The sequence below is a fragment of the Azobacteroides sp. (SeqCode) genome (assembly GCF_055395615.1).
In genome coordinates this window covers 935388-960319 of the sequence record NZ_AP014701.1, presented here as the reverse complement: position 1 = coordinate 960319, position 24932 = coordinate 935388, and the positions used below count along the sequence as shown (strand labels likewise).

Below are 24932 nucleotides of genomic sequence, written 5' to 3'. Positions count from 1 at the left end.
TATGACTTACGAGCAAACTATTAAATATATTTGCAATGTTTTTCCTATATTTCAACAAACAGGAAGTAATGCTTATAAGAAAGGAATAAAAAATTCTTTACTAATTGATAAATACCTAAATCATCCACATACTAAATATAAAACTATTCATGTAGCAGGAACAAATGGAAAAGGTTCTACTTCTCATTTATTAGCCTCAGTTTTACAAGAAGCTTATTATAAAATAGGACTTTATACTTCGCCACATTTGTTAGATTTTAGAGAAAGAATAAAAATAAATGGTGTTTCTATAAATAAAAATTTTATAATTGACTTTATTGCTAAACATAAAAAATTCTTTGAATCCATTCGCCCTTCATTTTTTGAATTGACAACAGGCATGGCTTTTTCTTATTTTTCAGAACAAGCAGTAGATATTGCTATTATTGAAGTTGGATTAGGAGGACGACTAGATTGTACCAATGTAATTACTCCTATTTTGACTATTATTACCAATATAAGCTTTGACCACACTAATTTATTAGGAAATACTTTAACCCAAATTGCAAAAGAAAAAGCAGGAATAATTAAACTTAATGTTCCTGTAGTCATTGGTAAAGCAGATGGAGAAGTCAAAAAAATATTTTTGGATGTAAAATCCAAAATGAAAAAGACAAAATTTGTGTTTGTACAAGACGAAAATTTTATTCTTTCCTCTAAACTACTGTTTTCTGGATACTGGAAATTTGACTCAAAAGAATATCCTAATTTAATTGACGAATTGGGTGGGTATGCTCAGATACAAAATGCAGAAACAACTCTATGTGCTATCAATGTATTAAAACAAGATTTTTTAAATATTCCCTCTGAAGCTGTATATAAAGGATTTCGTTATGTAGTAAAAAATACTAAAATTAGAGGACGTTGGCAAATATTGCAATACGATCCTAAAATCGTTTTTGATATAGGGCATAACATCGGAGGATTAGAGTATATTGTACAACAATTAAAGTCAGAAAGATATGAAAAACTCCATATTGTCTTTGGTATGGTTAATGATAAAGACATCACATCTATCTTTAAAATCTTACCTAAAGATGCTGCTTACTATTTTACTCAAGCAAATATTTCCCGTGCGTTGAATGCTCAAGTACTAATGAATTATGCTAAATCTTTTAGATTAAATGGAAATATTTATTCCACAGTTGCCCGTGCATTTGCCTCTGCTAAACATTTCGCTACAAAAAAAGATTTTATTTTTGTAGGTGGAAGTACGTTTGTTGTTGCCGATGCATTATTAACTTTTCAAAATTTTCAATATTACTAAAATAAATTATACAACTGCGCTAGGGAAAGTTTCTTTGCTGGCTTTGTGGTAATGAGCACATCATCCACTGATATTTCAAATGTTTTTGGATTAATATCAATGCGAGGCATATAGTTATTTAACTCCAAATCTTTTTTTGAAATTACACGGCAATCTTTTACAGTATTTAGTATTTTACTAAGTCCATACTCTTTCACATTTTCAAACGAAACTTCGCTTATGAACAAATAGGAAATTGTAGCAGCTGATTTTCCAAATGCACCGTACATAGGACGAGAAATATAAGGTTCTGTGGTAGGAATAGAAGCATTAGGATCTCCCATTTGTGCATAGGCTATTACTCCACCTTTTATGACTGTTTCCGGTTTAGTCCCGAAAAATTCAGGCTTCCAAAGAACAAGATCTGCTAATTTACCTTTTTCAATAGAGCCAATTGCATGAGATAGACCATGTGCAAGAGCAGAATTAATAGTATATTTAGCAATAAATCGTTTTACACGATAATTATCATTTCCTGTATTTTTATCCTGTGAAAGAACTCCTCGTATTTCTTTCATTCGCGAGGCAGTTTGCCACGTACGACATATAATTTCACCTATACGACCCATAGCTTGAGAATCGGAAGTAAAAATAGAAATTGCACCCATATCATGTAAAAAGTCTTCTGCTCCAATTGTTTGCTGACGAATACGACTCTTTGCAAAAGCGACATCTTCAGGATTATTAGAGTCAAGATGATGACATACCATCAACATATCTAGATGTTCATCTACTGTATTTACACTATAAGGGTTAGTTGGAGTAGTAGATGATGGAAGGATATTTACATATTCACAAACTTTCATAATATCAGGTGCATGTCCACCTCCTGCTCCTTCAGTATGATAAGCATGTATTGTTCTTCCATCTATAGCACGAAGAGTATCTTCAATATAACCGCACTCGTTAATAGAATCAGTATGAATACAAATTTGAACATCGTATTCATCAGCAACTTTAAGACTTGTATCGATAACTGAAGGAGTAGAACCCCAATCTTCATGTAATTTCAGACCTAATACCCCCGCTTTTATCTGACGTTCAAGAGTATCTGGTTTACTAGAATTACCCTTCCCAAGGAACCCAAAATTAATAGGAATATTATCGGTTGCTTCCATCATTTTTCGAAGATACCAACCTGGAGTGCAAGTGGTAGCATAAGTACCTGTAGCAGGTCCTGTACCTCCTCCTACAAAAGTTGTAATTCCAGAGGCTAAAGCTTCATCTATTTGTTGAGGACTGATGTAATGAACATGGGTATCAATAGCCCCTGCTGTTAAGATTTGTTTTTCTCCTGAAATAACTTCAGTAATTGTGCCAATAATAAGTCCAGGAGTTATACCTGATTGAATATGTGGATTTCCTGCTTTACCTATACCTTTTATTTTTCCATTTTTGATACCCACATCAGCTTTATATATACCTTTATAATCAATAATCAAAGCATTAGTTATTACCATATCTAATACTTCTTTGTCACAAAAACCTGATGCTTGTCCCATACCATCACGAATAACTTTACCTCCTCCAAAAACACATTCTTCTCCATAAATAGTGTAATCTTTTTCTACTTGTATTTTTAAATTTGTGTCACCCAAAGTTATCGTATCACCTGTAGTAATACCATACACAGAAGCATACAATCTTCTATCAATCTGTGCCATAAAATTAGATTTTTTTTGAATCTAAAATAAAACCTCGTTTTTTCATAGAAAGAATTATTTTTTCTTGTTTACCTTCAAATGAACCATTTACTAATTCATTTCCTCCCCATATTTGTTTATCTCCAGTAATTTCAACTAGCTCTACATTTTTTGTCTCTCCAGGAGAAAATAGAACAGTTGTTCCTGCAGGAATATTCAATCGGAACCCAATAGATTTTAAACGATCAAAAGACAAAGCTTTATTAGTTTCTTCAAAAATACAATGTGAACCAACCTGTATGGGACGTGTCCCTGTATTAGTAACACGAATACTAACCGTTGTACGATTAGTATTATAAAATATAGGATCATCCTTTGTTTCTACAAATCCTGGTATGACTCCCATAGTATTATCCGATTCTATCCGTTTAGACGACCTAGTTAGCCCCGATCCATAAAGAGCAAGCATTGAAGAAACAGTTTCATGACAAATAGGTTGACGGACAGAGACTAATTTAGTCCCATCTATAAAAGTTCCTTCTACTTGTACTTGTAGTAACATTTCTGCTACTCCAGGTAATACATCATTTTTTCCTAGTATTTTTTTCCCAAATTTTACTAATTGAGAAAGATTATACCCATCACGAATCAGTTCAAGTAATTGACCAGATAGAAGAGCTATTGATTCAGGATAATTCAATTTCAATCCTCGTGCATATCTTTTCTGTGCAACTACACAAGCAGTATGTAACATTAATTTTTCTACATCTCTTGGAGTAAGTCTCATAATATTATATGGATAAACATGTCTTTAATTCTTCAAAGTCGACCTCTTCCTTGTCTACGTGTTTGACAATTTTACCTCTATCCATAATATAATAATAATCGGATAGAATACTAGCAAAATTAAGTTTTTGCTCCACCAATAGAATACTTAAACCTTTATCAACTAGATGATTTAATATTTCAGCTATTTCTTTAGTAATAGAAGGTTGTATCCCTTCTGTTGGCTCATCAAGAATAAGCAAACTTGGATTCCCAACTAATGCGCGCGCAATAGCTAATTGTTGCTGTTGCCCACCACTAATATTTCCTCCCAAACTGTTACGAAAATCCTTTAACATAGGAAAAAGTCCATATATTTCATTCTTGTCAAATGAATGAATAGAATCTTTCCGTGATTCTGTTCCTATTAATATATTTTCATAGACAGTAAGTTTAGAAATAATTTCTCTGCCCTGCGGGACATATCCAATTCCCTTTTTAGCTCTCTTATATGTAGGAAGAAATTGTATCTCTTCTTCATTAAAAATGATTAGCCCTTTAATTTTAGTTAAACCCATAATAGTACGTAAAAAAGTTGTTTTACCTACACCATTGCGTCCCATAATAGTAGTTACTTTTCCTCTTTGGACTTTTATATTTATATCCCAAAGGATACGGTTTTCTCCATAAGAAGCCTGAACACTTTTTGTTTCTAATATAATACTACTCATCATTTTATCATTTTATTATCTTCTTTATTTTGGTTGAATTAGGAAAACCTAAATAACAATCAATGACTTCTTTATTATTTTTCACTTCATAAAAAGAACCTTCGGTGAGAATTTTACCACGTGCAAGAACAGTTACTTTTTCTTGAGCTATTTGCTCTACAAAATGCATGTCATGTTCAATAACAATTACACTATTTTCTTTAGCTAATTCACAAATTAATTCACCAGTTTTAGCAATTTCTGAATCAGACATTCCTGCTGCAGGTTCATCTATAAGCATTAGTTTCGGGTCTTGTAAAAGGACAATTGCTAATTCTAACCATTGTTTCTTTCCATGAGAAAGCGAGGCTGCTGAATAGTGAAGTTCATCTTCCAAACAAACATACTTGGCTATTTCATATATCTTGTCCGACTGTTCTCTTGTGAGTTTAAAAAATAAAGAAGAATAAAATCCTCTTTTACCTTTTAATCCTATCATCAGGTTCTCGAAGACAGTGAGCCCTTCAAAAATGGATGATTTTTGAAATTTACGTCCTACACCCATACGAGCAATTTCTATATCAGACTTACCTACAAGGTCTACACCATTAAATAAAGCACTACCTCCATTTGGTTTTGTCTTTCCACATAACACATCCATAAAAGTAGATTTTCCAGAACCGTTAGGACCAATAATAACTCGTAATTCCTTATTTTTTAGCTCAAAGCTATTCAAATTTAGAGCTTGTACCCCTCCAAAAGACACACTTAAATTAGATATTGATAACATAAATATTTATTTTGAAATCGATATTTTTTTTCGTACATAAACACTTACCTCATCTATTAATCCTGTAATACCATTATTCATATAAAGAACTGTAACTAGGTACAACATACCGAGTATGTAAGGCCACACTTCTGGCATCAATGAAGTGAAGATACTATAAAGAGCATTAACTATCAAAGCTCCCATAACAGCTCCTTTCAAATTACCTCTTCCACCAAGAGCTACCCATATTAACATTTCTATAGAGGCCTTTATATCCATACGACCGGGTGTAATAATTCCTGTTTGGGGAAGATAGAGTATACCTGCTATGGACGCTATAAATGCTCCAATAACAAAAATAGCAGTCTGATACTGTATTACTTTATAACCTGTAAATCTTAGTCTCGATTCACTATCACGTATACCAATAAGTATTTTACCAAATTTAGAAACAACTAACTTTTTAGACAGGAGAAATGTTAAAACAAGTATTAATATTGTAATTAAGTAAATTCCCTGTTTCACATTTTCAGAATATAAGTCAAAACTAAGTAAATAGCGAAAATGAGTTAATCCGTTAGAGCCTCCCAGCATAGTTTCATTACGAGAAAAAAGCAAATACATTGCCAAAGAAAGAGCTTGTGTAATAATAGTAAAAAAAACTCCTTTTATTCGTCGGAGAAAAATGAAGTAACTGAACAGAAAAGCAAAAATACTTGTAACTAATAATCCACAAATTAATGATCCTAAAAATGTTTGAAAAGGCAACCAAAAAGCAGGTAACGTTTTTACCTGATTCCACAACATAAAATCAGGCACCAACTGCCCTTTAGGTAAATTGATTATTGTCATATACATTCCCATTCCATAAGCTCCTAAAGAAAAGAAGAAAGCATGGCACATTGTCATAATACCTGTGTACCCCCAAACAAGATCTACACCAATAGCCGCAATAGCGAAGCAACAATAACGTCCCAAAAGAGTCAATGTATTTATTTCAATAAATCCCAATACATTCGCTATAGGAATTAAAATAAGAAAGACAAACAAAAATAATGCATAAAACAATTTATCTCTCATACATTAACGTTAATTGTCTTCTATTCTACCTTTGTCGAAAAAAAACCCTTTTGGTTTATATTGCAAAAATATAATGATTAGCACTAATATAAGTACTTTTCCGTATAATGATTCAAGTCCAATCTCAAATATCTTAGAAAAAACACCAATTCCAATTCCTGCAATTACACAACCAAACAATTTACCTATTCCTCCCGTTACCACCACAAGAAATGAATCTACAATATAAGTTTGTCCCATATCTGGCCCAATATTTCCTATTAATGTGATAGCACATCCAGCAATACCTGCAAAACCTGAACCTATCATAAAAGTAATCATATCTACCTTTTGTGTAGATATACCTACACAAGCACTAATATTACGATTTTGCGTAACTGAGCGAATTTGTATGCCTAATCTTGTATTCTTAAGGATAATATATATCAGAATAAATAAAATAACACTCATCATCATAATAAATAAGCGATTATAAGGCAACATGAATTTACCTTCAATAATTTCGAACCCACCAGACAAAATTACAGGAGTTTTTATGGATGTTAAATCTCCAAAGATATTCCTTGATATTTGTATGAGTATCAAACTTACTCCCCACGTTGCAAGCAGACTTTCTAATGGACGATTATATAAGTGTCTTATAACCAACCTTTCAACAATTAACCCAAAAAAAGCTGACGATAGAAAGGATATAGGCAATGAAACAAAAAAAGCAATATCAATCCATGTAGAAGAGAGAAAAGTAATAAATAATTGTTGAACACAATAAGTAGTATAAGCTCCTATCATAATAAACTCACCATGACTCATATTGATAACACCTGCTAATCCATAGATAATGGACAAACCTAATGATACCAATACAAGAATACTACCCAAACTCAATCCACTAAATATATCCTGCATAATACTCATCTAAATTATTCCTTATACACAGAAAATCTCTAAGTTTGTGAAGCATTTCCAGCTGCATTGTTCACTCTAAACCATCACTAAGAAACAATACAACATCTAGCTCCAACTATTCAATTAAATAAATCAGGATCATACTTCCCCAAAACGCCATTATTTACATAAAAGCAGTTATTTTCCTCCCATTAGCTTTCTAGTTATCTAACTTTATAAAGTTTTTTCACAACCAAATTTTCCTTGGTTATTTGTCAAATAACACATTTATTTTAACTTCATCAATCCATTAAGTAAACTATTATTTAGCAAATTCGCTAAAAGGCTCTGGACTTATTAAGTCTTTCGTTTCCCAAATAATCTTGAACTGCCCGTTCGACAATATTTTCCCTATTAAAACTTTTTTCTCTAAATGATGATTGTCTTTATGCATTTTAACTAAGCCTGAAGGAGATTCTACTTCCATATTAGAAAGAGCTCTTTTAACAGCTTCAACATCAAAAGAACCTGCTTTTTCTACAGCTACTTTCCATAATTTTAAACTTGTATATGACCAACAGATGGGATCATCTGTTACACGATTTATTCCTCCGGGCAAATTATGTCTAAAACAATAATTTTTGAAATCTCGTACAAATTTAGTGTTTGTCTCATTGTTTATAGACTGATAATAATTCCATGCTGCTAAATGTCCAGTAAGGAATTCAGTATCTATTGCTCGTAATTCATCCTCAGCGACAGAAAACGCCATGATAGGACAAGTAGAAGCACTTAATTTTTGACTAGCAAATTCTTTATAAAAAGGCACATTGCTATCTCCATTAATTGTACTTAATACGGCAGTCTTACCAGTTGCAGAAAACTGCTTAATTTTAGAAACAATAGTTTGATAATCTTGATGATGGAAAGGAGTATATTCTTCAACAATATTTCTAGCAGGAACCCCTCTTGCTAATAAAAAGTTTTTAAGAATTTTATTAGCTGTGCGTGGAAATACATAGTCTGTTCCAAGTAAATAAAATTTTTTATAACTCCCTCCTGCTTTACTCATCAAATATTCAACAGCAGGAATAAGTTGTTGATTAGGAGTGGCTCCTACGTAAATGATGTTTGGGGAATATTCTTGTCCTTCGTATTGTACAGGGTAAAAAAGTAACCCATTGTATTCCTCAAAAATTGGCAATACTGATTTGCGAGATACAGAAGTCCAACATCCAAAAACAGCTGCTACTTTATCTTTATTTAATAATTCTCTTGATTTTTCAGCAAACAAATCCCAATCTGAGGCAGGATCTACAATTTTTGGAATAATTTTTTTCCCTAGAATGCCACCTGAAGCATTGATTTCATCAATTTCCATCATTAATACATCACGTAATGAAACCTCAGAAATAGCCATAGTGCCACTAAGAGAATGTAATATTCCTATTTTTATAGTATTTTTATCTGTGTTATTTGATTTTTTCAGAGAACACCCAGTCAATACCATTAAACTTGTTATTATAATGACAAATACATATAATGAGAATTGCTTCATTTTGTAATTATACTTCAGTATACAGCAAAAGTAAAAAAATTGAGTTAAACAAAAAATTTTTGTTCATATATACGAAAATTAATAAAACTAACTGAATAACAAAAAAACACTTTGCTTTTAAGTATCAATTAAATATAATTTTTCTATCCTCATTAAGGAGGAATAAAATTCATCTTTTTTTTATGTATTAACACCCAGATAGGGAATTAATCAAAGCAGATAACATTTATATCCGTTCAATGTTATCTATAATCTATAAAAGTTTTATTATATAAGGAGAAAAAACAGTCACTTATTTTTTTATAGATTTATAATTGTTTCATTTTCTTAAAAGTTGATCATTACATGTAAGTATATATACAATTGAACATGACTATCTATCCCATAACTTAACTTTACTAACAAATTAATTAGAGTTCCAATAAGGATAGTATTTAACTAATTTCATTTTGGTTACCCGCAAAATTATATTCCTTTCAACAATTTTAAATATAATATTTTTCTAGCTTCTTACATTTCCATAAATCTTTGTATACACAATTCTATACAGAATGAATCTGCAATGTTCATATTTGTTTTTATTCCATTAAAAGTTTAAACCACTGGGTTAATCAGTTTTAGTTAGTATCATTAGTGGACTTGTATATTTGTAATTAACATTACTGAAAATACATACCCCTCCTATTAAATGTAATTACGATATCTATTCCAACACTTCATTGAAATCTATATAGTTTTCGAAACTAACTATAACTAATAGAAATATTTTGGAACTATCAATGCAAAAGCAAAATCTTACTTATTTTTTTTATTTTTATTTTACACATTTAGATAGAGAAAATATTTGAAACACTCCACTTTCTATTACCATTATCATCGCAATCTTCCTACTTGTTCCAATATTTTGATGCTTGATAACGAATTAAAGATGATACGTATTATTTGGAATAATTTCCAAGTGAATATCTCTTTCTAATTTTCTGAAATACGCTACACTAATAATATCTAAAACACCTAAACGTGAAAATTGGATTTTAATAATTTATGTTCTGTAATAATTGAACCATCACGGAACTGGTTTTACATCTAAAGTACAGTTTAAAATTTATAAACTCAGTAAGTGATGTTATCTATCAGTCTAATTTTTCCAACATAAACTGCAATACATCCTACAATATGTTTTGAATCCTCCCAATTTATTACAGGTCGTAATGTATCTCTATCTACTAAATCAAAGTATTCTACTTGAAAATCAGAAACACAATTGATTTTATTTATCACTATTTGTTTTAATATTGAAATAGAGAGACGGTTTTTTTCTTTTCGACTTTCAGACAAAGTTTTAAAAATAATCCATGCATTTTTTTTTTGAGCTGAAGTTAAATGAACATTTCTACTGCTTAAAGCCAACCCGTCTAGTTCACGAACAATGGAATGAGAAATAATTTTAATATTCAAGTTTAACTGTTTAACTAATGCACGAACTATTACTAATTGTTGAAAATCTTTTTCCCCAAAATAGGCATGATTAGGTTTTATAATCTCAAAAAGACGGCTTATTACTTGTGCTACTCCATTAAAATGCCCTGGCCGTAATTTTCCTTCCATAATTGTTTCTAAATAGCCAAATTTGAATTGTTTAATTTTTGAATCAGGGTAAATTTCTTTTACTGAAGGTATAAAAACAAAATGATTATCAGTTTCTTTCAAAAGCAGTCTGCAGTCTGCATTCAATGTCCTCGGATACTTCAATAAATCATTTTTGTCGTTAAACTGAACAGGATTAACAAAAATACTAACTATGGAAATGGAATTTTCTAATACTGATTGTTTAACTAATTCAATATGCCCTTGATGCAAAGCACCCATAGTTGGAACAAATCCAATAGATTTATTTTGTTCTCTTATTTTTAATAGTACTGCTTGTAATTCTACAATTGTTTTAATTAGTTTCATAATTAAAAATTTTTGTTAAAACTTGCGAAGTTAATAAATAAGCACCTATTCAATAAGATTTATTGTGAAGTTTCCTATTCTTTTTTTTTAAAATTAATAGTCTTTTTATTATCTTTGACAGTCTGAGTTAAAAAATATGGATCGAAAAAAAGTTTTGTTTATTACAACTGAGATGTCTCCTTTTCTACCAGAAACGGAAATGTCTTTTTTAGTACAAAAACTTTCTCAGGGTATCTATGAACGTGGAAAGGAAGTTAGGAATTTTATGCCCAAGTTCGGTATCATTAATGAGAGAAAATATCAATTACATGAAGTAATTCGTTTTTCTGGAGCAAATCTTATTATTGGAGACTTGGATTATTCTTTGTTTGTAAAGGTAGCTACAATTCCATGCTCTCGTATACAAGTTTATTTTGTACACAGTAAAGAATTATTTCAAGAAAAAAATATTTTACATGATAATACAGGGAATGAATTACCTGATAATGATGAAAAAAGTATTTTTTTTGCTCGTGGAGTAATGGAAACCGTAAAAAAATTAAGATGGTCTCCTAATTTGATTCATTGTCATGGTTGGATGACAGCATTAGTGCCTCTTTATTTAAAAAAACATTATAATACTGATCCCTGTTTTAAAAACACGAAGGTGGTGTATTCTATATATAATGATAAATTTCAACAACCATTTGAAAGGCATTTTCTAAAAAAAATAGAAATAATTACGGAAAATGATATTGATCATATTAATGATAAGGTAGACTTCAAGTCTTTAACCAAATTGGCTATTAATTTTTCAGATGGACTTATTCAATCAAGTATTGAAATTTGTCCGGATATAAAACAATACATACAACAAAAAGAGGGTGTACCTTTTCTTAAACATCAATCAGAAGATATATATATAGATGCATACAATAATTTTTACGACCAAATACTAGATAAGTAATAAAAATAAAATAGAAAGGGTCTTATTAGTTAGCATTTATTTTAAGATTTTTAATTCTTTGCAATAACGTGGGGTGTGAGTAGTGCCAAAATACTACCAATTTATGCGGATTAAGATTACTTAAAGATTGAATTGACAGTTTTTTTAATCCACTTATTAGTGTTTCTCCTAATCCAAAATTAGCAGCATACAAATCTGCTTCATATTCATTTTTTCTTGATAAGAATAAAAAAATCAAGTTTGTAAGTTCTGAAATAGAGGTAAATAAAAAAGAAAAGCCAATTAATCCTAAATGAAAAGAAGAAATATTTCCTCCTAAGGCTTTGGTTAATAGTAGATTATCTAAAAATAAAGAAAGTATATAAAATGCTATTCCTGTAGATATAAAGGAACTAATTATGGAGTACATAATATGTTTTTTCTTGTAATGGCCGATTTCGTGAGCTAGTACAGCTACAATTTCTTCTGTGCTTAATTCGTTGATTAACGTATCAAAAAGAACAATTCGTTTCTTTTTTCCCAATCCTGTAAAATAAGCATTCCCCTTTATACTTCTTTTAGAACCATCTATTATATAGATGGTTCTAATTTCAAATCCAGTTTTTTGAGTAAATATCTCAATAGCATTAAACAAATCACCCTCCTTTAGAAGGGTTTGTTTATTAAATAGAGGGACAATCCATTCAGAGTAAAACATATTTATTAATAAAGAAAATGTGGAAGTTACTCCCCAAGCTAGCAACCAAAACAATTTACCAGTATATTGGTAAACACAAATGATAATTCCTAGAATCAATCCTCCTATAAGTATATTTAATAAAATACTTTTGAACCAATCTGTTATGAACAGCTTATGGGTAGTTTTATTGAACCCAAATTTTTCTTCAATTATGAAAGTTATGTACCAATTAAATGGGAAATTTATGATCATGTTAATCAACATAATGATACAAAAAAATATTAATGGTAATAAAATCATATTAGATAGATGTTTCCTTAAAGTATTATCCAACCAACCAAAGGCTCCCATAAACAGAACTATTAAAATAACTGCAAATGAAAAACCTTTAAATATTAGTTCAAAACGACTGCTTTCCTTTTGATATAGTTGTTGTCTAGCATATGCTTCTGGTTTATAAATTCCTTTTAGTTGTTCAGGGATTTCAATACTCATCTGTTTTCGATTTAGATGACTTAGAATCTGTTCCCAAGTAAAATCAAGAACAACAATCGTAATAATTGTGTAAAAATAAATATTATACATATCAAATAATTATTTGTGCAAAAGGGATAATATTTATTGGACAAAATGTTTTGTCCAAATATTTAAAATAACCGTTTGTTGCTACCATAGCAGCATTGTCAGTAGTAAAAGCAATAGGTGGAATATGGATTTTCCAATTGTATATTTTTGCATATTTGTTAAATGTTTTTCGTAATTCAGAATTAGCAGAGACACCTCCAGCAAGAGCTACCTCTTTAATATTTAAATCGATAGTTGCTTTGTGTATTTTTTTCATTAAAATATCAATAATAGTTTTTTGTAAAGAAGCACTTAAGTCTGCTTTATTTTCTTCTATAAAGTGAGAATTTTTTTTTAATTGATTTTGTAATAAATAAAGGAATGAAGTTTTTAATCCACTGAAGCTGTAATTATATCCTGATAGTAGTGGTTTACTTAAATGAAAAGCATCAGGATTTCCTTCTTTCGCTAAAGAATCGATAATTGGTCCTCCAGGATAGGACATACCCATCATTTTAGCACATTTATCAAATGCCTCCCCAGCTGCATCATCAATAGTTTGTCCAATTACTTTCATTTTGTTTATGGATTTTACTAAAATAATTTGAGAATTACCTCCAGAAACCAATAGACATAAAAAAGGAAATTGAGGTTGATAATTATCTATTTCATTTTGTTTAATAAAATGTACTAAAACATGTGCTTGTAAATGATTCACTTCAATTATCGGAATATTCAAAGCTATAGACAATCCTTTAGCAAAGGAAATTCCTACCAAAAGAGAACCTAACAGACCAGGTCCACACGTAAAAGCTATCGCTGATAGGTCTTTTTTTTGTATTCTCGCTTCTTTAATTGCTCTGTCTACAACAGGAATAATATTTTGTTGATGTGCTCGTGAAGCTAATTCTGGCACTACACCACCATAAAGTTTATGAATTTTTTGACTGGCTGTAATATTAGACAAAATAATACCATTTTTAAGAATTGAAGCCGAAGTATCGTCACAAGAGGATTCTATTCCCAATATTATTATATTCTCCTCCATAATCAGTTCGATTTTAAAATAGCTAAAAACGCTTTTTTCGGAACATCTACATTACCAATTTGTTTCATTCTTTTTTTTCCTTCTTTTTGTTTTTCAAGAAGCTTGCGTTTTCGAGTAATATCTCCTCCATAACATTTTGCAGTCACATCTTTACGAATGGCTTTAATAGTTTCACGTACAATGATTTTTGTTCCAACAGCTGCTTGAATAGCAACATCAAATTGTTGACGGGGAATTATTTTTTTCAATTTTTCGCACATTCGACTTCCAAAATTAATTGCATTTTCGGTATGAGTAAGTGTAGATAAAGCGTCTATCGGTTCCCCATTAAGGAGAATATCTAATTTAACAAGCTTTGAAGGTCGATAATCACGTATATGATAATCGAAAGAAGCATACCCCTTAGAAATATTTTTTAATTTATCGTAAAAATCAATAACTATTTCCCCCAATGGAAGGTCGTAGACGATTTCTATACGGTCTCCAGAAATATAGTTTTGTTCAACTAGAATACCTCTTTTCCCTAAGCAAAGTGTCATAATTGAACCGATATACTTAGTTCTTGTTATAATAGAAGCACGAATGAAAGGTTCTTCTATATAATCTATTAAGGTCGATTTAGGTAAACTGGCAGGATTATGAATGTCTTTACAATTTCCTTGTTTGTTATACACCTTGTACGACACATTAGGGACAGTCGTAATTACATCCATATTAAATTCTCTATCTAGTCGTTCTTGGATAATTTCCATGTGAAGTAGTCCAAGAAATCCACAACGGAACCCAAATCCTAAGGCAATAGAAGATTCAGGTTGGAAGGTTAAGGAGGCATCATTTAATTGAAGCTTTTCAAGGGACGAACGAAGATTTTCAAAAGCTTCGCTTTCTACTGGATAAATACCAGCAAAAACCATTGGTTTAACTTCTTTAAACCCATCTATAGCTGAATCACAAGGATGTTTTACGTGGGTGATTGTATCTCCCACTTTTACTTCTTTTGAAGTTTTAATCCCAGAGATAATATAGCCAACATTTCCACAAATTATCTCTTCTTGCGGAATCATTTTTAATTTTAGAATACCAATTTCGTCTGCCTCGTATTCTTTCCCGGTGGCTATGAATTTCATTTTGTCACCTCTTTTGATAAATCCGTTAACAACTTTAAAATAAATGATGATTCCCCGAAAAGAATTAAATACTGAATCAAAAATGAGTGCTTGCAGTGGTGCTTCTTTATTACCTTTAGGAGCTGGGATTTTTTCTACAATAGTATCTAATAAAGCAAGAATCCCAACCCCAGTTTTAGCACTGGTATGCAAAATGTCTGTTTTTCTGCAATTTAATAAATCTATAATCTGGTCTTCAGTTTCTTCTATTATGGCATTTGTTAAATCAATTTTGTTTAAAACTGGGATAACTTCCATATTATTTTCTAATGCCATATATAGATTGGATATAGTTTGTGCTTGAATACCTTGTGTGGCATCTACAATTAACAACGCTCCTTCGCATGCAGCGATGGAACGTGATACTTCATAGGAAAAATCTACATGTCCTGGAGTATCAATCAAGTTAAGTGTATATTCTTTCCCTCGATAGTTATATTTCATTTGAATAGCATGGCTTTTGATTGTAATTCCTCTCTCACGTTCCAAATCCATATTATCTAATACTTGCGCTTGCATAAGTTTTTCCTCTATAGTTTGAGTATATTCCAATAAACGATCAGCGAGAGTACTTTTTCCATGGTCAATGTGTGCAATAATACAGAAATTTCTGATGTATTTCATGTTATAACAAAGAAAACAATTTTGATTACTTACATTTCTGTAAGCAACAGTTACAAATTTTATTAAGATGATTAAAGACTAAGATGGCAAAGATAGCAATAATTATAAGAAAGTAGTCTTTTAAAAGGTTGATTATTAAACATAAGTAACTTGTAGCCAATAATCATAACAAAACAATATCAATAGTTTTAAATAAAGCTGTTTTTGAAAAAATTAATAAGTTTTTTTAGAGTAATAGAAAATTGAGAACCGGACTGCATATTTTTGATAGTTAATTTATTTTCAATTATTTCAGTAGTTCCTATAAAAGCAACAAAAGGTATTTGATTGTTGTGTGCATAAGATAATTGTTTTTTGATTTTAGCCCCGTGTGGATATAGTTCAGCGTTAATGCCAGCTCTTCTGATAGAAAATAAAATAGGAAGCACATAAGTTTCTTCTTTTTCTCCAAAATTAACAAACAGGATTTGAGTATGTGAACTATTTGTCTCAGGATAAAGATTTAACTGATTAAGAATATCAAAAATTCGGTCTGCTCCAAAAGAAATTCCTACACCAGATAAGTTAGGTAAACCAAAAATACTTGATAAATTATCATATCTTCCCCCTCCTGAAATACTTCCAATGGGAATATTCAAACATTTAACTTCAAAAATAGTACCCGTATAATAATTTAATCCACGCGCTAAAGTTAAATCAAGTTCTATTGTATTTCTAATAGGGACTAGATTAAGTTTATTGAAAATGATTTCAATTTCTTGTAATCCTTTTATTCCTGAAGGTGCTGTAGCAAATACATTTTTTAAAATTGATACTTTAGTTTGGTTTGAACCTTTAAGCATGAAAATTGGTTGTAGTTGATCTATAGCCTGAGTAGAGATTCCTTTTTGGAATAATTCTTCATTTACTCTTAGTAGTCCAATTTTATCCAATTTATCAATGGCAATTATGATATCTACGATTTTTTTTTCTTCACCAATAATTTCAGCAATACCATTTAATATTTTACGATTATTTATTTTAATTGAAATATTGATAGACAATTTATGAAAAATATCATCAATAATTTGTATAAGTTCTACTTCATTTAGTAATGAAGTACTACCAATAATATCTGCATCACATTGAAAAAATTCTCTATAACGTCCTCTTTGTGGACGATCCGCTCGCCAAACGGGTTGGATTTGGAATCGTTTGAAGGGAAACGTAATTTCACTTTGATGCATTGCAACGAAGCGAGCAAAAGGAACAGTTAAATCATATCTTAACCCTTTTTCAGAAATTTGTTGCGTCAGTTTGGAAAATTGGTAATTGTTCCAATCAACAGGATTTATATTAGAGATAAAATCACCAGAATTGAGTACTTTAAAAAGCAACTTTTCGCTTTCTTCTCCATATTTTCCTAACAGGGTGGAAAGATTTTCTAAAGCAGGAGTTTCAATTTGTTTAAATCCATATAAATAAAAAACACCTCGTATAGTATCAAAAATATAATTGCGTTTATCCATTTCATTAGGAGTAAAATCTCTTGTTCCTTTTGGTATAGAAGGTTTTTTCATGGTAATGATTGAACAGTTACATCAATGAATATTATACTCATAGTTATTAAGTTTAGATTTAACTATCATTATTCCATATTTTATTTATTTTAATCAATAGTACTCAGTTTTTAAATCAATTCAAACTTTCACCGTTCTATGCATTACAGATATTCACAACAATAGTCCTGTACTTATCATATAATTCGTTGTCATCTACTATAACTATGGGGAAGCTACTCTTAATATGAAATAATCTATAATATATATCAGATTTTCAATCTGATCCTTTCTATTCAAACACTACTAAACTGTATAATATCTATACTAATACTAAGTGTGTCATTACTAATTATGCAGTCCCTTATAAAACTAAATATTACAAACAATCCACCGAGATGCTTACTTCGAAATGTGTATAAAGATCATCAATTTCTTGTGAGTTAAAAATTTTCCTAAAATTCTTTCTAGGTATCATACCTTCCTTTTCATATTTGCACTAAATCTTATTTTAATTAATCATATTCTTATTATTTTTTAGAGCAATTGTGATAAAAATATAAGAATATGGTTTCTATTTAGGAATTATTTTAAACGTATCAATGTATTTATGTTTCAATTTATTTAAAAAAAACTAAACAAAACAAAATAAGTTCTAAAAGTGGTCTATTAAATTCACTATGGTACATACATAAAAACAATCTAATCAATTCCTACTGGTTTATAAAACCATATATTTTTATATTTATCTTACCTCCTAAATATGTATGGAATTGTAAAAAATGAATTTAAATAATTTACTAAGGTTGAATTCAATATTTCAGCTGGAACGCAGTATGTTTGATTTAGGATTTTTTTGTAACTTAGTTCCTGAAAGTTAATAGATTGAATTGTTTTTTATTGAATCAAATACTGAGGGATGAGATGGATAATCGTCAAGATAAAATTTTACAAGTTGACATAAAAGATCAGGTAGAAAAAGCATACATTGATTATTCAATGTCTGTTATAGTCTCGCGCGCATTACCTGACGTAAGAGATGGGTTAAAACCAGTACATCGCCGAATATTATTCGGAATGAACGAATTGGAAAATCATTCAGATAAACCTTATAAAAAGTCTGCAAGAACTGTGGGTGATGTATTGGGAAAATATCATCCACACGGGGATAGTTCTGTCTATTTTGCTTTGGCTCGTTTAGCACAAAATTGGTTGTTACGTTATCCTTTGATAGATGGACAAGGGAATTTTGGTTCGGTAGATGGAGATGCTCCAGCAGCTATGCGCTATACAGAGGCTCGATTAAGTCATTTGGCGGAAGAAATGTTACAGGATATTAGCAGAGGTACAGTAGATTTTAATCCTAATTTTGATAATACTTTAGAAGAACCTTCTGTTCTTCCAACTCGTATACCTAATTTATTGATAAACGGATCTTCTGGTATTGCAGTTGGTATGGCTACTAAAATGCCCCCCCATAATCTTACTGAGTGTATTAATGGAGTTGTTGCTTATATTGACTCAAAAGGAAAAATTGATATAGATGGGTTAATGAAATATATCAAAGCACCTGATTTTCCAACAGGTGCAATTATTTACGGTTACCAAGGAGTAAAAGAAGCTTTTGAAAAGGGTAAAGGGCGGATATTGTTAAGAGGTAAAACTGATATCGAAATCCATAACAATAGAGAAAAAATCGTTATCAAGGAAATTCCTTATTTAGTAAACAAAAAGGAATTAATAGAATTAATTGCAAAATTAGTTGGCGAAAAAAAAATAGAAGGAGTGTATCATATAAATGATGAATCCGACCGAGAGGGTATGCGTATCGTAATAGATGTAAAAAAAGATTTCAATTCGAATGTGCTTTTAAATAAATTATATAAACTTACTGATTTAGAATTTTCTTTTTATGTCAACAATATTGCTTTGGTTAGAGGCAAACCAAAGACTTTAAATTTAAAAGAGTTAATCTTCTTTTTTTTAGAGCATCGAAAAGAAGTGGTATGTCGTCGTACAAAATATGATTTAAATAAGGCTGAAAAACGAGTTCATATTGTAGATGGTTTGATAATTGCTTCAAATCATATTGATGAAGTTGTTGCTATTATTCGTTCTTCAAAGAATTCGAATAAAGCAATTGAGAGGCTAATTAAATGTTTTAATTTGACAGAAATGCAATCACATGCTATTGTTGAAATGCGTTTAAGGAAATTAACTGGGTTAGAACAAACTAAACTTCGTTTAGAATTCGATGAACTTCAAGAAAAGATTGCTTTTTGTAAGAAAATTCTTTCTAACGAGGAAACTTTAATGAAAGTTATCAAAAATGAACTAATAGAGGTGAGAAATAAATTTGGAGATGTAAGAAAAACAAATATTGTCTATAATACAGAAGATATAGCTCCTGATGATTTTTATATTGATGAAGAGATGATTATTACTATTTCTCATTTAGGATATATTAAACGAACTCCTTTAGTAGAATTTAGGTCTCAAAATCGTGGTGGAGTAGGAGCAAAGAGTTCAGAAACTCGTGAAAAAGATTTTGTCGAATACATTTATGCAGCGAGTATGCATGCTATGATATTATTTTTTACTCAAAAAGGAAAATGTTATTGGTTAAAAGTTTATCAAATTCCAAAAGGATCAAAAACATCTAAAGGACGTGCCATTCAAAATCTGTTGAATATAGATACAAATGATAAAGTAAATGCTTTTATTCGTGTGAAATATTTAAATGATAAGGATTTTGTAAAATCGCATTATTTAATATTTTGCACCAAAAAGGGGATTATTAAAAAAACATCTTTAGAAGCTTATTCTCATCCTCGTCAAAATGGGGTAAATGCAATTATTATTCATGATGGTGATGAAGTAATAGCAGTAAAAATGACCAATGGTAACAATGAAATTATTATTGCTAACCGAAAAGGGCAAGCGTTACGTTTTAGTGAAACCAAGGTACGTAGTATGGGACGTTTGGTCGTTGGAGTAAAAGGCATGACTCTTAATCTTGCAAATGACGAAGTAATAGGTATGATTGTTATTAATAACAATGTTAGAGAAAATGTGTTGGTTGTCTCAGAACAAGGTTATGGAAAACGTTCAATGGTAGATGACTATCCTATTACCAATCGAGGTGGAAAAGGAGTCAAGACTTTAAATGTTACTAAAAGAACTGGTTACTTGGTAGGTATTAAAAATGTAACCGAAAGTAATGATGTAATGATTATTAATAAATCAGGTATTGCAATTCGTATAAAAGTTTCTGATTTAAGTATTATAGGTAGAGCCACTCAGGGTGTTCGTCTTATTAATCTTGAGAAGAGGAACGATGAAATTGCTTCAGTTTGTAAAGTAATATCAGAATCTGATATGGAATAATAATGACAAAAACAACTGAAATATATTGAAATAGAAAATAGGATTAAATACAGATTAATTATTTCAAAAGTGCTAAATGTTAACGCAGAAAATAATTAATAATAGTTTGGATTGCAGGGAGAGTAAACTGAGTTCTGAAGAGCAGAATAGCGGAGTTTGTTTTCATTAAACTAAAAGTTATAGTTGGTTCTCTTTAAGTTTTTTTTAATCTTTAGATGTTTGTTGGTTCTATAAATTATTTTCGCTTTCTAAATTCACCTTTTCCTTCTAGTGTATGTCATGAAATACTTTTTAAAATTAAAAAAAGAAATACCAACAGGAACTGTATTTAGTTAAGAAACTAGGTTGACAAATTTTATTCATTAATTAAAATTCTCATTAAATCGGTAAAATATTTCTAGTTTATATTTTAATTAGCGAAAAGATTGTATTGAGGATTTTTAAAAAAAATCTTAAGAAGAAGGGTTATATTTGAAAATTTCAAAGAAAAAATATAGGAATGATGCAAAGAAATGTTATACTTATATCGTGATAAAGAGCTTATGATTATACGAACCCCACCCAATTATAAATAATAATTATAGCTGATAAATTAAAACATTAATAAAATTAATGTAATACCAAAAATTTCATAATTTTAGATTGAAACATTTTTTTCAAAAAAAGGAAGAGATTGAATAAAACGTTTGTTAATATAGTTTTTTGTTATCAAGTGCTTGTACAATATCTTCTTTCAGGTCTTCAATGTTTTCTAGTCCTACAGAAAGACGTAGCATTTCATTAGGAATTTCTACCATTTTTTTACATTCATCACTCAAAGTTCCATAGATAGTAGATAGAGGATGGATAATGAGAGATTTATTATCGAAAAGATTTGTTGCTCGGCGAATGACTCGTAATTGGTTAAGAAAAGCAAAACACGTTGGACGGTCTTTCAAATTAAAAGTTAGCATAGATCCAAAGTTTTTCCCAAATTGCCTGTTACTAATTTTATAAAATGGATTATTAGACAGTCCGATATAGTTAATTTCTTTAATTTGTGGAATAGTTTGTAAAAATCTTGCTAGTAATAAACAATTTTTAGATGATTTTTTAAAACGTAAACTCAAGGTCTCTAACCCTAGATTTTGTAAATGTGCAACGTAAGGAGACATATAAGTCCCTGTATTTCGAGATATTTCACTGCGAAGTTTAATTGCAAAAGCTTGTTTTCCAGTAGTTTTAGATAATTCTCCCAATCGTGGTGAATCTGACCAGTCAAAAGTTTGATGGTCTATTATTAGACCGCCTATACTAGTTGCTCCACCAGAAATATATTTTGTACTAGAAACAATTTCCAAATCTACTCCTAATTTTTTTGCATTAAAAATAGGCCAAGGGCTCAAAGTACTATCAACTATCAATGGTATATTTTTACTGCGAGCGATCGATGATAGGAGTTGTAAATCAACCACTTCTAGGTGTGGATTCGTTATTGTTTCAACAAATATAGCACAAGTTTTCCTATCTATATTTTTTCCCACTTCCTTTTCATCTAATAGATTACAAAATCTTGTTTCCACTCCAAAAACTTTTAAGGTAAAATTGAATAAAGAAAATGTATTTCCGAACAAATGAGGAGAAGTGACGATATTCCCTCCAGCGTAAGCAATAGTCATAAAAATATTCAAAATAGCCGCCATACCTGAAGATGTTGCTAATACATGCTTAGAACCACTAATTTGTTGTATTCTATCTTCAAATATTTCTACTGTTGGATTGGAAATTCTCGAGTAAGTATGTTTACCATTTTTACCCAAAAAAGCATTTTCCATTTCTTCAGCAGTATCAAATTCAAAAGCTACTCCTCCGTAGATGGGCATTGAAATAGAATTATAGGTGTCTTTTTGTTGAAATCGCCTATTTAATATTAGACTTGAAATATCTTTTTGTTTTTTATTCATTATTTATAATATTAAATGTATAAATACATATCAATGATATGTAAATAAAAAATAGAACTGATTATTTTATAATATTGCAAGATTGATGTTTCTTTTTTTTATAAAAAAATCAATTTTCAACTATATATTGTTAAATTAATTATATTTAATTAACTATTTAAAACGATACAACTACTTAATCTTCAGTGTGAATGTTTTAATATGAATATAGTAACGATAACTGTTTTTATTGAAGAATTATGAAAAAAAATACCACTAAAATTGAACAAAATAAATTTGCCGATAATGTTGAACGTTTTGCCGATGTGGATATTTTACGTTATTGGGTAGAAGGATGGGAAAGTCTTTCTTTAAATCAAAAGAAATTACTTTACTGTCTTAGTGAAGCAGCTTTACAAGGAAGAGATATTATTTTTGACCAAAATAATCATTACAATCTAGCTATTAGACGAATTTTAGAAGCTATTTATTCTAACTATAGAGGTGATGTAATGAGTAAAGATTATAAGGCCTTTGTAATTTATATGAAAAAGATTTGGTTTTCTAATGGTATCCATCATCATTACAGTGAAGAAAAAATTTTGCCAAGTTTTTCTAAAAACTTTTTTGTAAAAGCAGTAAAATCTTTAGATATTTCTCTTGTCCCTACAAAAAAAGGACAATCAGTAGATAATTTCCTTACAGAAGTAATTCCTGTTATGTTCGACATAGATAGTTATGCTAAGAAAGTTAATCAAAACGCTGATCTTGATGCTGTTGTTACTTCTTCTAACAATTATTATGGAGAAAACATTACTCAGGAAGAAGTTGAGCATTTTTACCATACAATGAAAAAATCTCCAAATATCGCTCCTGTTGCTTATGGATTAAATAGTCGTTTGGTTAAGAAAAACGATCTTCTAACAGAAGAAGTGTACAAAATTGGAGGATTATATTCTTCTGCTATAGAACAAATTGTCTATTGGTTGAAAGAGGCAATTCAATATACTGAAAATATGCTACAAAAGAAAGTTATTAGTCTATTAATTGAATATTACCAGACCGGTTGTTTAAATAAATATGATGAATATTCTATTCACTGGGTTCAGGATACGGAATCAAGGGTCGATTTTGTTAATGGATTTATTGAATCTTATGGCGACGCTTTAGGAATTAAAGCAAGTTGGGAATCCATTGTAAATTTTAAAGACTTAGAAGCTACATCCCTTTCTAAACTCATTAGCGATAATGCTCAATGGTTTGAAGATTATTCTCCTATTGCCTTGCAATTCAAAAAAAAAGAAGTAAAAGGTATAACTTCTAAAGTGGTTATTGTTTCCACTTTAGGGGGTGATTGTTATCCTTCTACTCCTGTTGGAATAAATTTACCTAATTCTAATTGGATACGCAAGAATTATGGTTCAAAATCTGTTACTATATCTAATATTGCTGATGTTTATAATAGAGTATCAGCAAGAAATGGACTTATAGATGAATTTGTTTACGGAGAAAAGGAAAAAAAACTAATTAAACAATATGGAAATAAAACAGGTAACCTTCATATTGATTTGCATGAATGTCTCGGACATGCTTCAGGACAACTTTTACCAGGAGTCGATCCTGATGTTTTGAAAATTTATGGTTCTGTTATTGAAGAAGCACGTGCAGATCTTTTTAGCCTTTATTTTATGCCCGATAATAAAATATTAGAACTTGGTTTATTACCTAATTCTGAAGCTTATAAGGCTGAATATTATAAATTTCTAATGGATGGTGCTATTACTCAACTTACTCGCGTTGAATTAGGAAAGCAGATAGAAGAAGCCCACATGCGAGCTCGTGCTCTAATCGTTCATTATATTTTTGAAGTTGGGTATAAAGAAAATATCGCTGAATTGGTAAAAAAAAATGATAAAACTTACGTTATTATCAATAATTATGAAAAAATGCGTGAATTGATAGGTGAATTACTTGCAAAGGTACAACGTATCAAAAGTGAGGGAGATTTTAACAAAGCCCAATATATAGTGGAAAAGTATGCAATTCAAGTAGATATTAACATACATAAGGAAGTATTGAAAAGATATGCACGTTTAAATATTGCTTCTTATAAAGGTTTCATCAATCCTAATTATGAAGCTATTCGTGATGAACATGGTTACATTGTAGATGTAAAAATTAGTTATAATGAAAATTATACCGAACAAATGTTGAGATACTCAAAAGATTATTCCCATCTACCTACTTACAACAATTCATAATAAATATTTAAGAAATTTCTCAGAAGGAAAACTCATATGAAAAGATTCTTAATAATGTCTTGTTTAATATACTTGTATAATAA

General features: G+C 30.1%; 17 protein-coding genes. 4 read left to right on the top strand and 13 right to left on the bottom strand.

Features of this window, described 5'->3' with window-relative positions; all coding sequences use genetic code 11:
- Position 1: 1 nt before the first annotated feature.
- Positions 2 to 1306: a bifunctional folylpolyglutamate synthase/dihydrofolate synthase gene (locus ACZ5QM_RS03815; protein WP_464182763.1), complete on the top strand. Its 1305-nt coding sequence runs from the start codon at positions 2 to 4 to the stop codon at positions 1304 to 1306.
- On the opposite strand, the gene ureC is transcribed toward ACZ5QM_RS03815, so the two are convergent.
- The 8 genes from ureC to panC all read right to left on the bottom strand — a co-directional run bounded on the left by ureC (position 1303) and on the right by panC (position 10714).
- Positions 1303 to 3009, bottom strand: a complete 1707-nt coding sequence (ureC, locus tag ACZ5QM_RS03810) for an urease subunit alpha (protein ID WP_464182761.1) — start codon at positions 3007 to 3009, stop codon at positions 1303 to 1305. The genes ACZ5QM_RS03815 and ureC overlap by 4 nt on opposite strands.
- A 4-nt stretch (positions 3010 to 3013) precedes the next feature.
- Positions 3014 to 3775, bottom strand: coding sequence for an urease subunit beta (ureB, locus tag ACZ5QM_RS03805; protein ID WP_464182759.1), 762 nt, complete (start codon positions 3773 to 3775; stop codon positions 3014 to 3016).
- A 4-nt stretch (positions 3776 to 3779) separates the two neighbouring features.
- A complete protein-coding gene (gene urtE, locus ACZ5QM_RS03800; protein ID WP_464182757.1) occupies positions 3780 to 4487 on the bottom strand; it encodes an urea ABC transporter ATP-binding subunit UrtE in 708 nt (235 codons plus the stop codon).
- Positions 4488 to 4491: 4 nt separating this feature from the next.
- Entirely contained in the window at positions 4492 to 5253 is a 762-nt protein-coding gene (gene urtD / locus ACZ5QM_RS03795; RefSeq protein ID WP_464203011.1) for an urea ABC transporter ATP-binding protein UrtD, read from the bottom strand.
- A 6-nt stretch (positions 5254 to 5259) separates the two neighbouring features.
- A complete protein-coding gene (gene urtC / locus ACZ5QM_RS03790) occupies positions 5260 to 6315 on the bottom strand; it encodes an urea ABC transporter permease subunit UrtC (protein ID WP_464203010.1) in 1056 nt (351 codons plus the stop codon).
- Between the two features lie 9 nt (positions 6316 to 6324).
- Positions 6325 to 7221: an urea ABC transporter permease subunit UrtB gene (gene urtB / locus ACZ5QM_RS03785; RefSeq protein ID WP_464203009.1), complete on the bottom strand. Its 897-nt coding sequence runs from the start codon at positions 7219 to 7221 to the stop codon at positions 6325 to 6327.
- A 301-nt stretch (positions 7222 to 7522) separates the two neighbouring features.
- Entirely contained in the window at positions 7523 to 8758 is a 1236-nt protein-coding gene (urtA, locus tag ACZ5QM_RS03780) for an urea ABC transporter substrate-binding protein (RefSeq protein WP_464203008.1), read from the bottom strand.
- Between the two features lie 1113 nt (positions 8759 to 9871).
- Entirely contained in the window at positions 9872 to 10714 is an 843-nt protein-coding gene (gene panC / locus ACZ5QM_RS03775; RefSeq protein ID WP_464182749.1) for a pantoate--beta-alanine ligase, read from the bottom strand.
- A gap of 136 nt (positions 10715 to 10850) precedes the next feature.
- Here panC and ACZ5QM_RS03770 point away from each other — a divergent pair, with 136 nt between their 5' ends.
- On the top strand, positions 10851 to 11660 hold the full coding sequence (locus ACZ5QM_RS03770) for a glycogen/starch synthase (RefSeq protein ID WP_464182746.1): 810 nt from the start codon (positions 10851 to 10853) through the stop codon (positions 11658 to 11660).
- Positions 11661 to 11685: 25 nt separating this feature from the next.
- Here the strand turns inward: ACZ5QM_RS03770 and ACZ5QM_RS03765 are convergent, their stop codons facing one another.
- From ACZ5QM_RS03765 to hisS, 4 genes are all read right to left on the bottom strand, one after another.
- A complete protein-coding gene (locus ACZ5QM_RS03765; protein ID WP_464182745.1) occupies positions 11686 to 12834 on the bottom strand; it encodes a M48 family metallopeptidase in 1149 nt (382 codons plus the stop codon).
- A gap of 91 nt (positions 12835 to 12925) precedes the next feature.
- Entirely contained in the window at positions 12926 to 13951 is a 1026-nt protein-coding gene (gene tsaD, locus ACZ5QM_RS03760) for a tRNA (adenosine(37)-N6)-threonylcarbamoyltransferase complex transferase subunit TsaD (RefSeq protein ID WP_464182744.1), read from the bottom strand.
- A gap of 2 nt (positions 13952 to 13953) precedes the next feature.
- Positions 13954 to 15741 carry a translation elongation factor 4 gene (lepA, locus tag ACZ5QM_RS03755; protein WP_464182742.1) on the bottom strand — a complete coding sequence of 596 codons (1788 nt, stop codon included), beginning with the start codon at positions 15739 to 15741 and terminating at the stop codon, positions 13954 to 13956.
- Positions 15742 to 15929: 188 nt separating this feature from the next.
- Positions 15930 to 17300: a histidine--tRNA ligase gene (gene hisS, locus ACZ5QM_RS03750; RefSeq protein ID WP_464182740.1), complete on the bottom strand. Its 1371-nt coding sequence runs from the start codon at positions 17298 to 17300 to the stop codon at positions 15930 to 15932.
- A gap of 903 nt (positions 17301 to 18203) precedes the next feature.
- Here hisS and gyrA point away from each other — a divergent pair.
- Complete coding sequence (gene gyrA, locus ACZ5QM_RS03745) at positions 18204 to 20666, top strand: DNA gyrase subunit A (RefSeq protein ID WP_464182738.1); 2463 nt, start codon at positions 18204 to 18206, stop codon at positions 20664 to 20666.
- A gap of 689 nt (positions 20667 to 21355) precedes the next feature.
- Here the strand turns inward: gyrA and ACZ5QM_RS03740 are convergent.
- Positions 21356 to 22609, bottom strand: a complete 1254-nt coding sequence (locus ACZ5QM_RS03740) for a PLP-dependent transferase (RefSeq protein ID WP_464182737.1) — start codon at positions 22607 to 22609, stop codon at positions 21356 to 21358.
- Between the two features lie 239 nt (positions 22610 to 22848).
- On the opposite strand from ACZ5QM_RS03740, the gene ACZ5QM_RS03735 reads away from it, so the two are divergent.
- Positions 22849 to 24849, top strand: a complete 2001-nt coding sequence (locus ACZ5QM_RS03735) for a dipeptidyl-peptidase 3 family protein (RefSeq protein WP_464182736.1) — start codon at positions 22849 to 22851, stop codon at positions 24847 to 24849.
- Positions 24850 to 24932 lie beyond the last annotated feature (83 nt).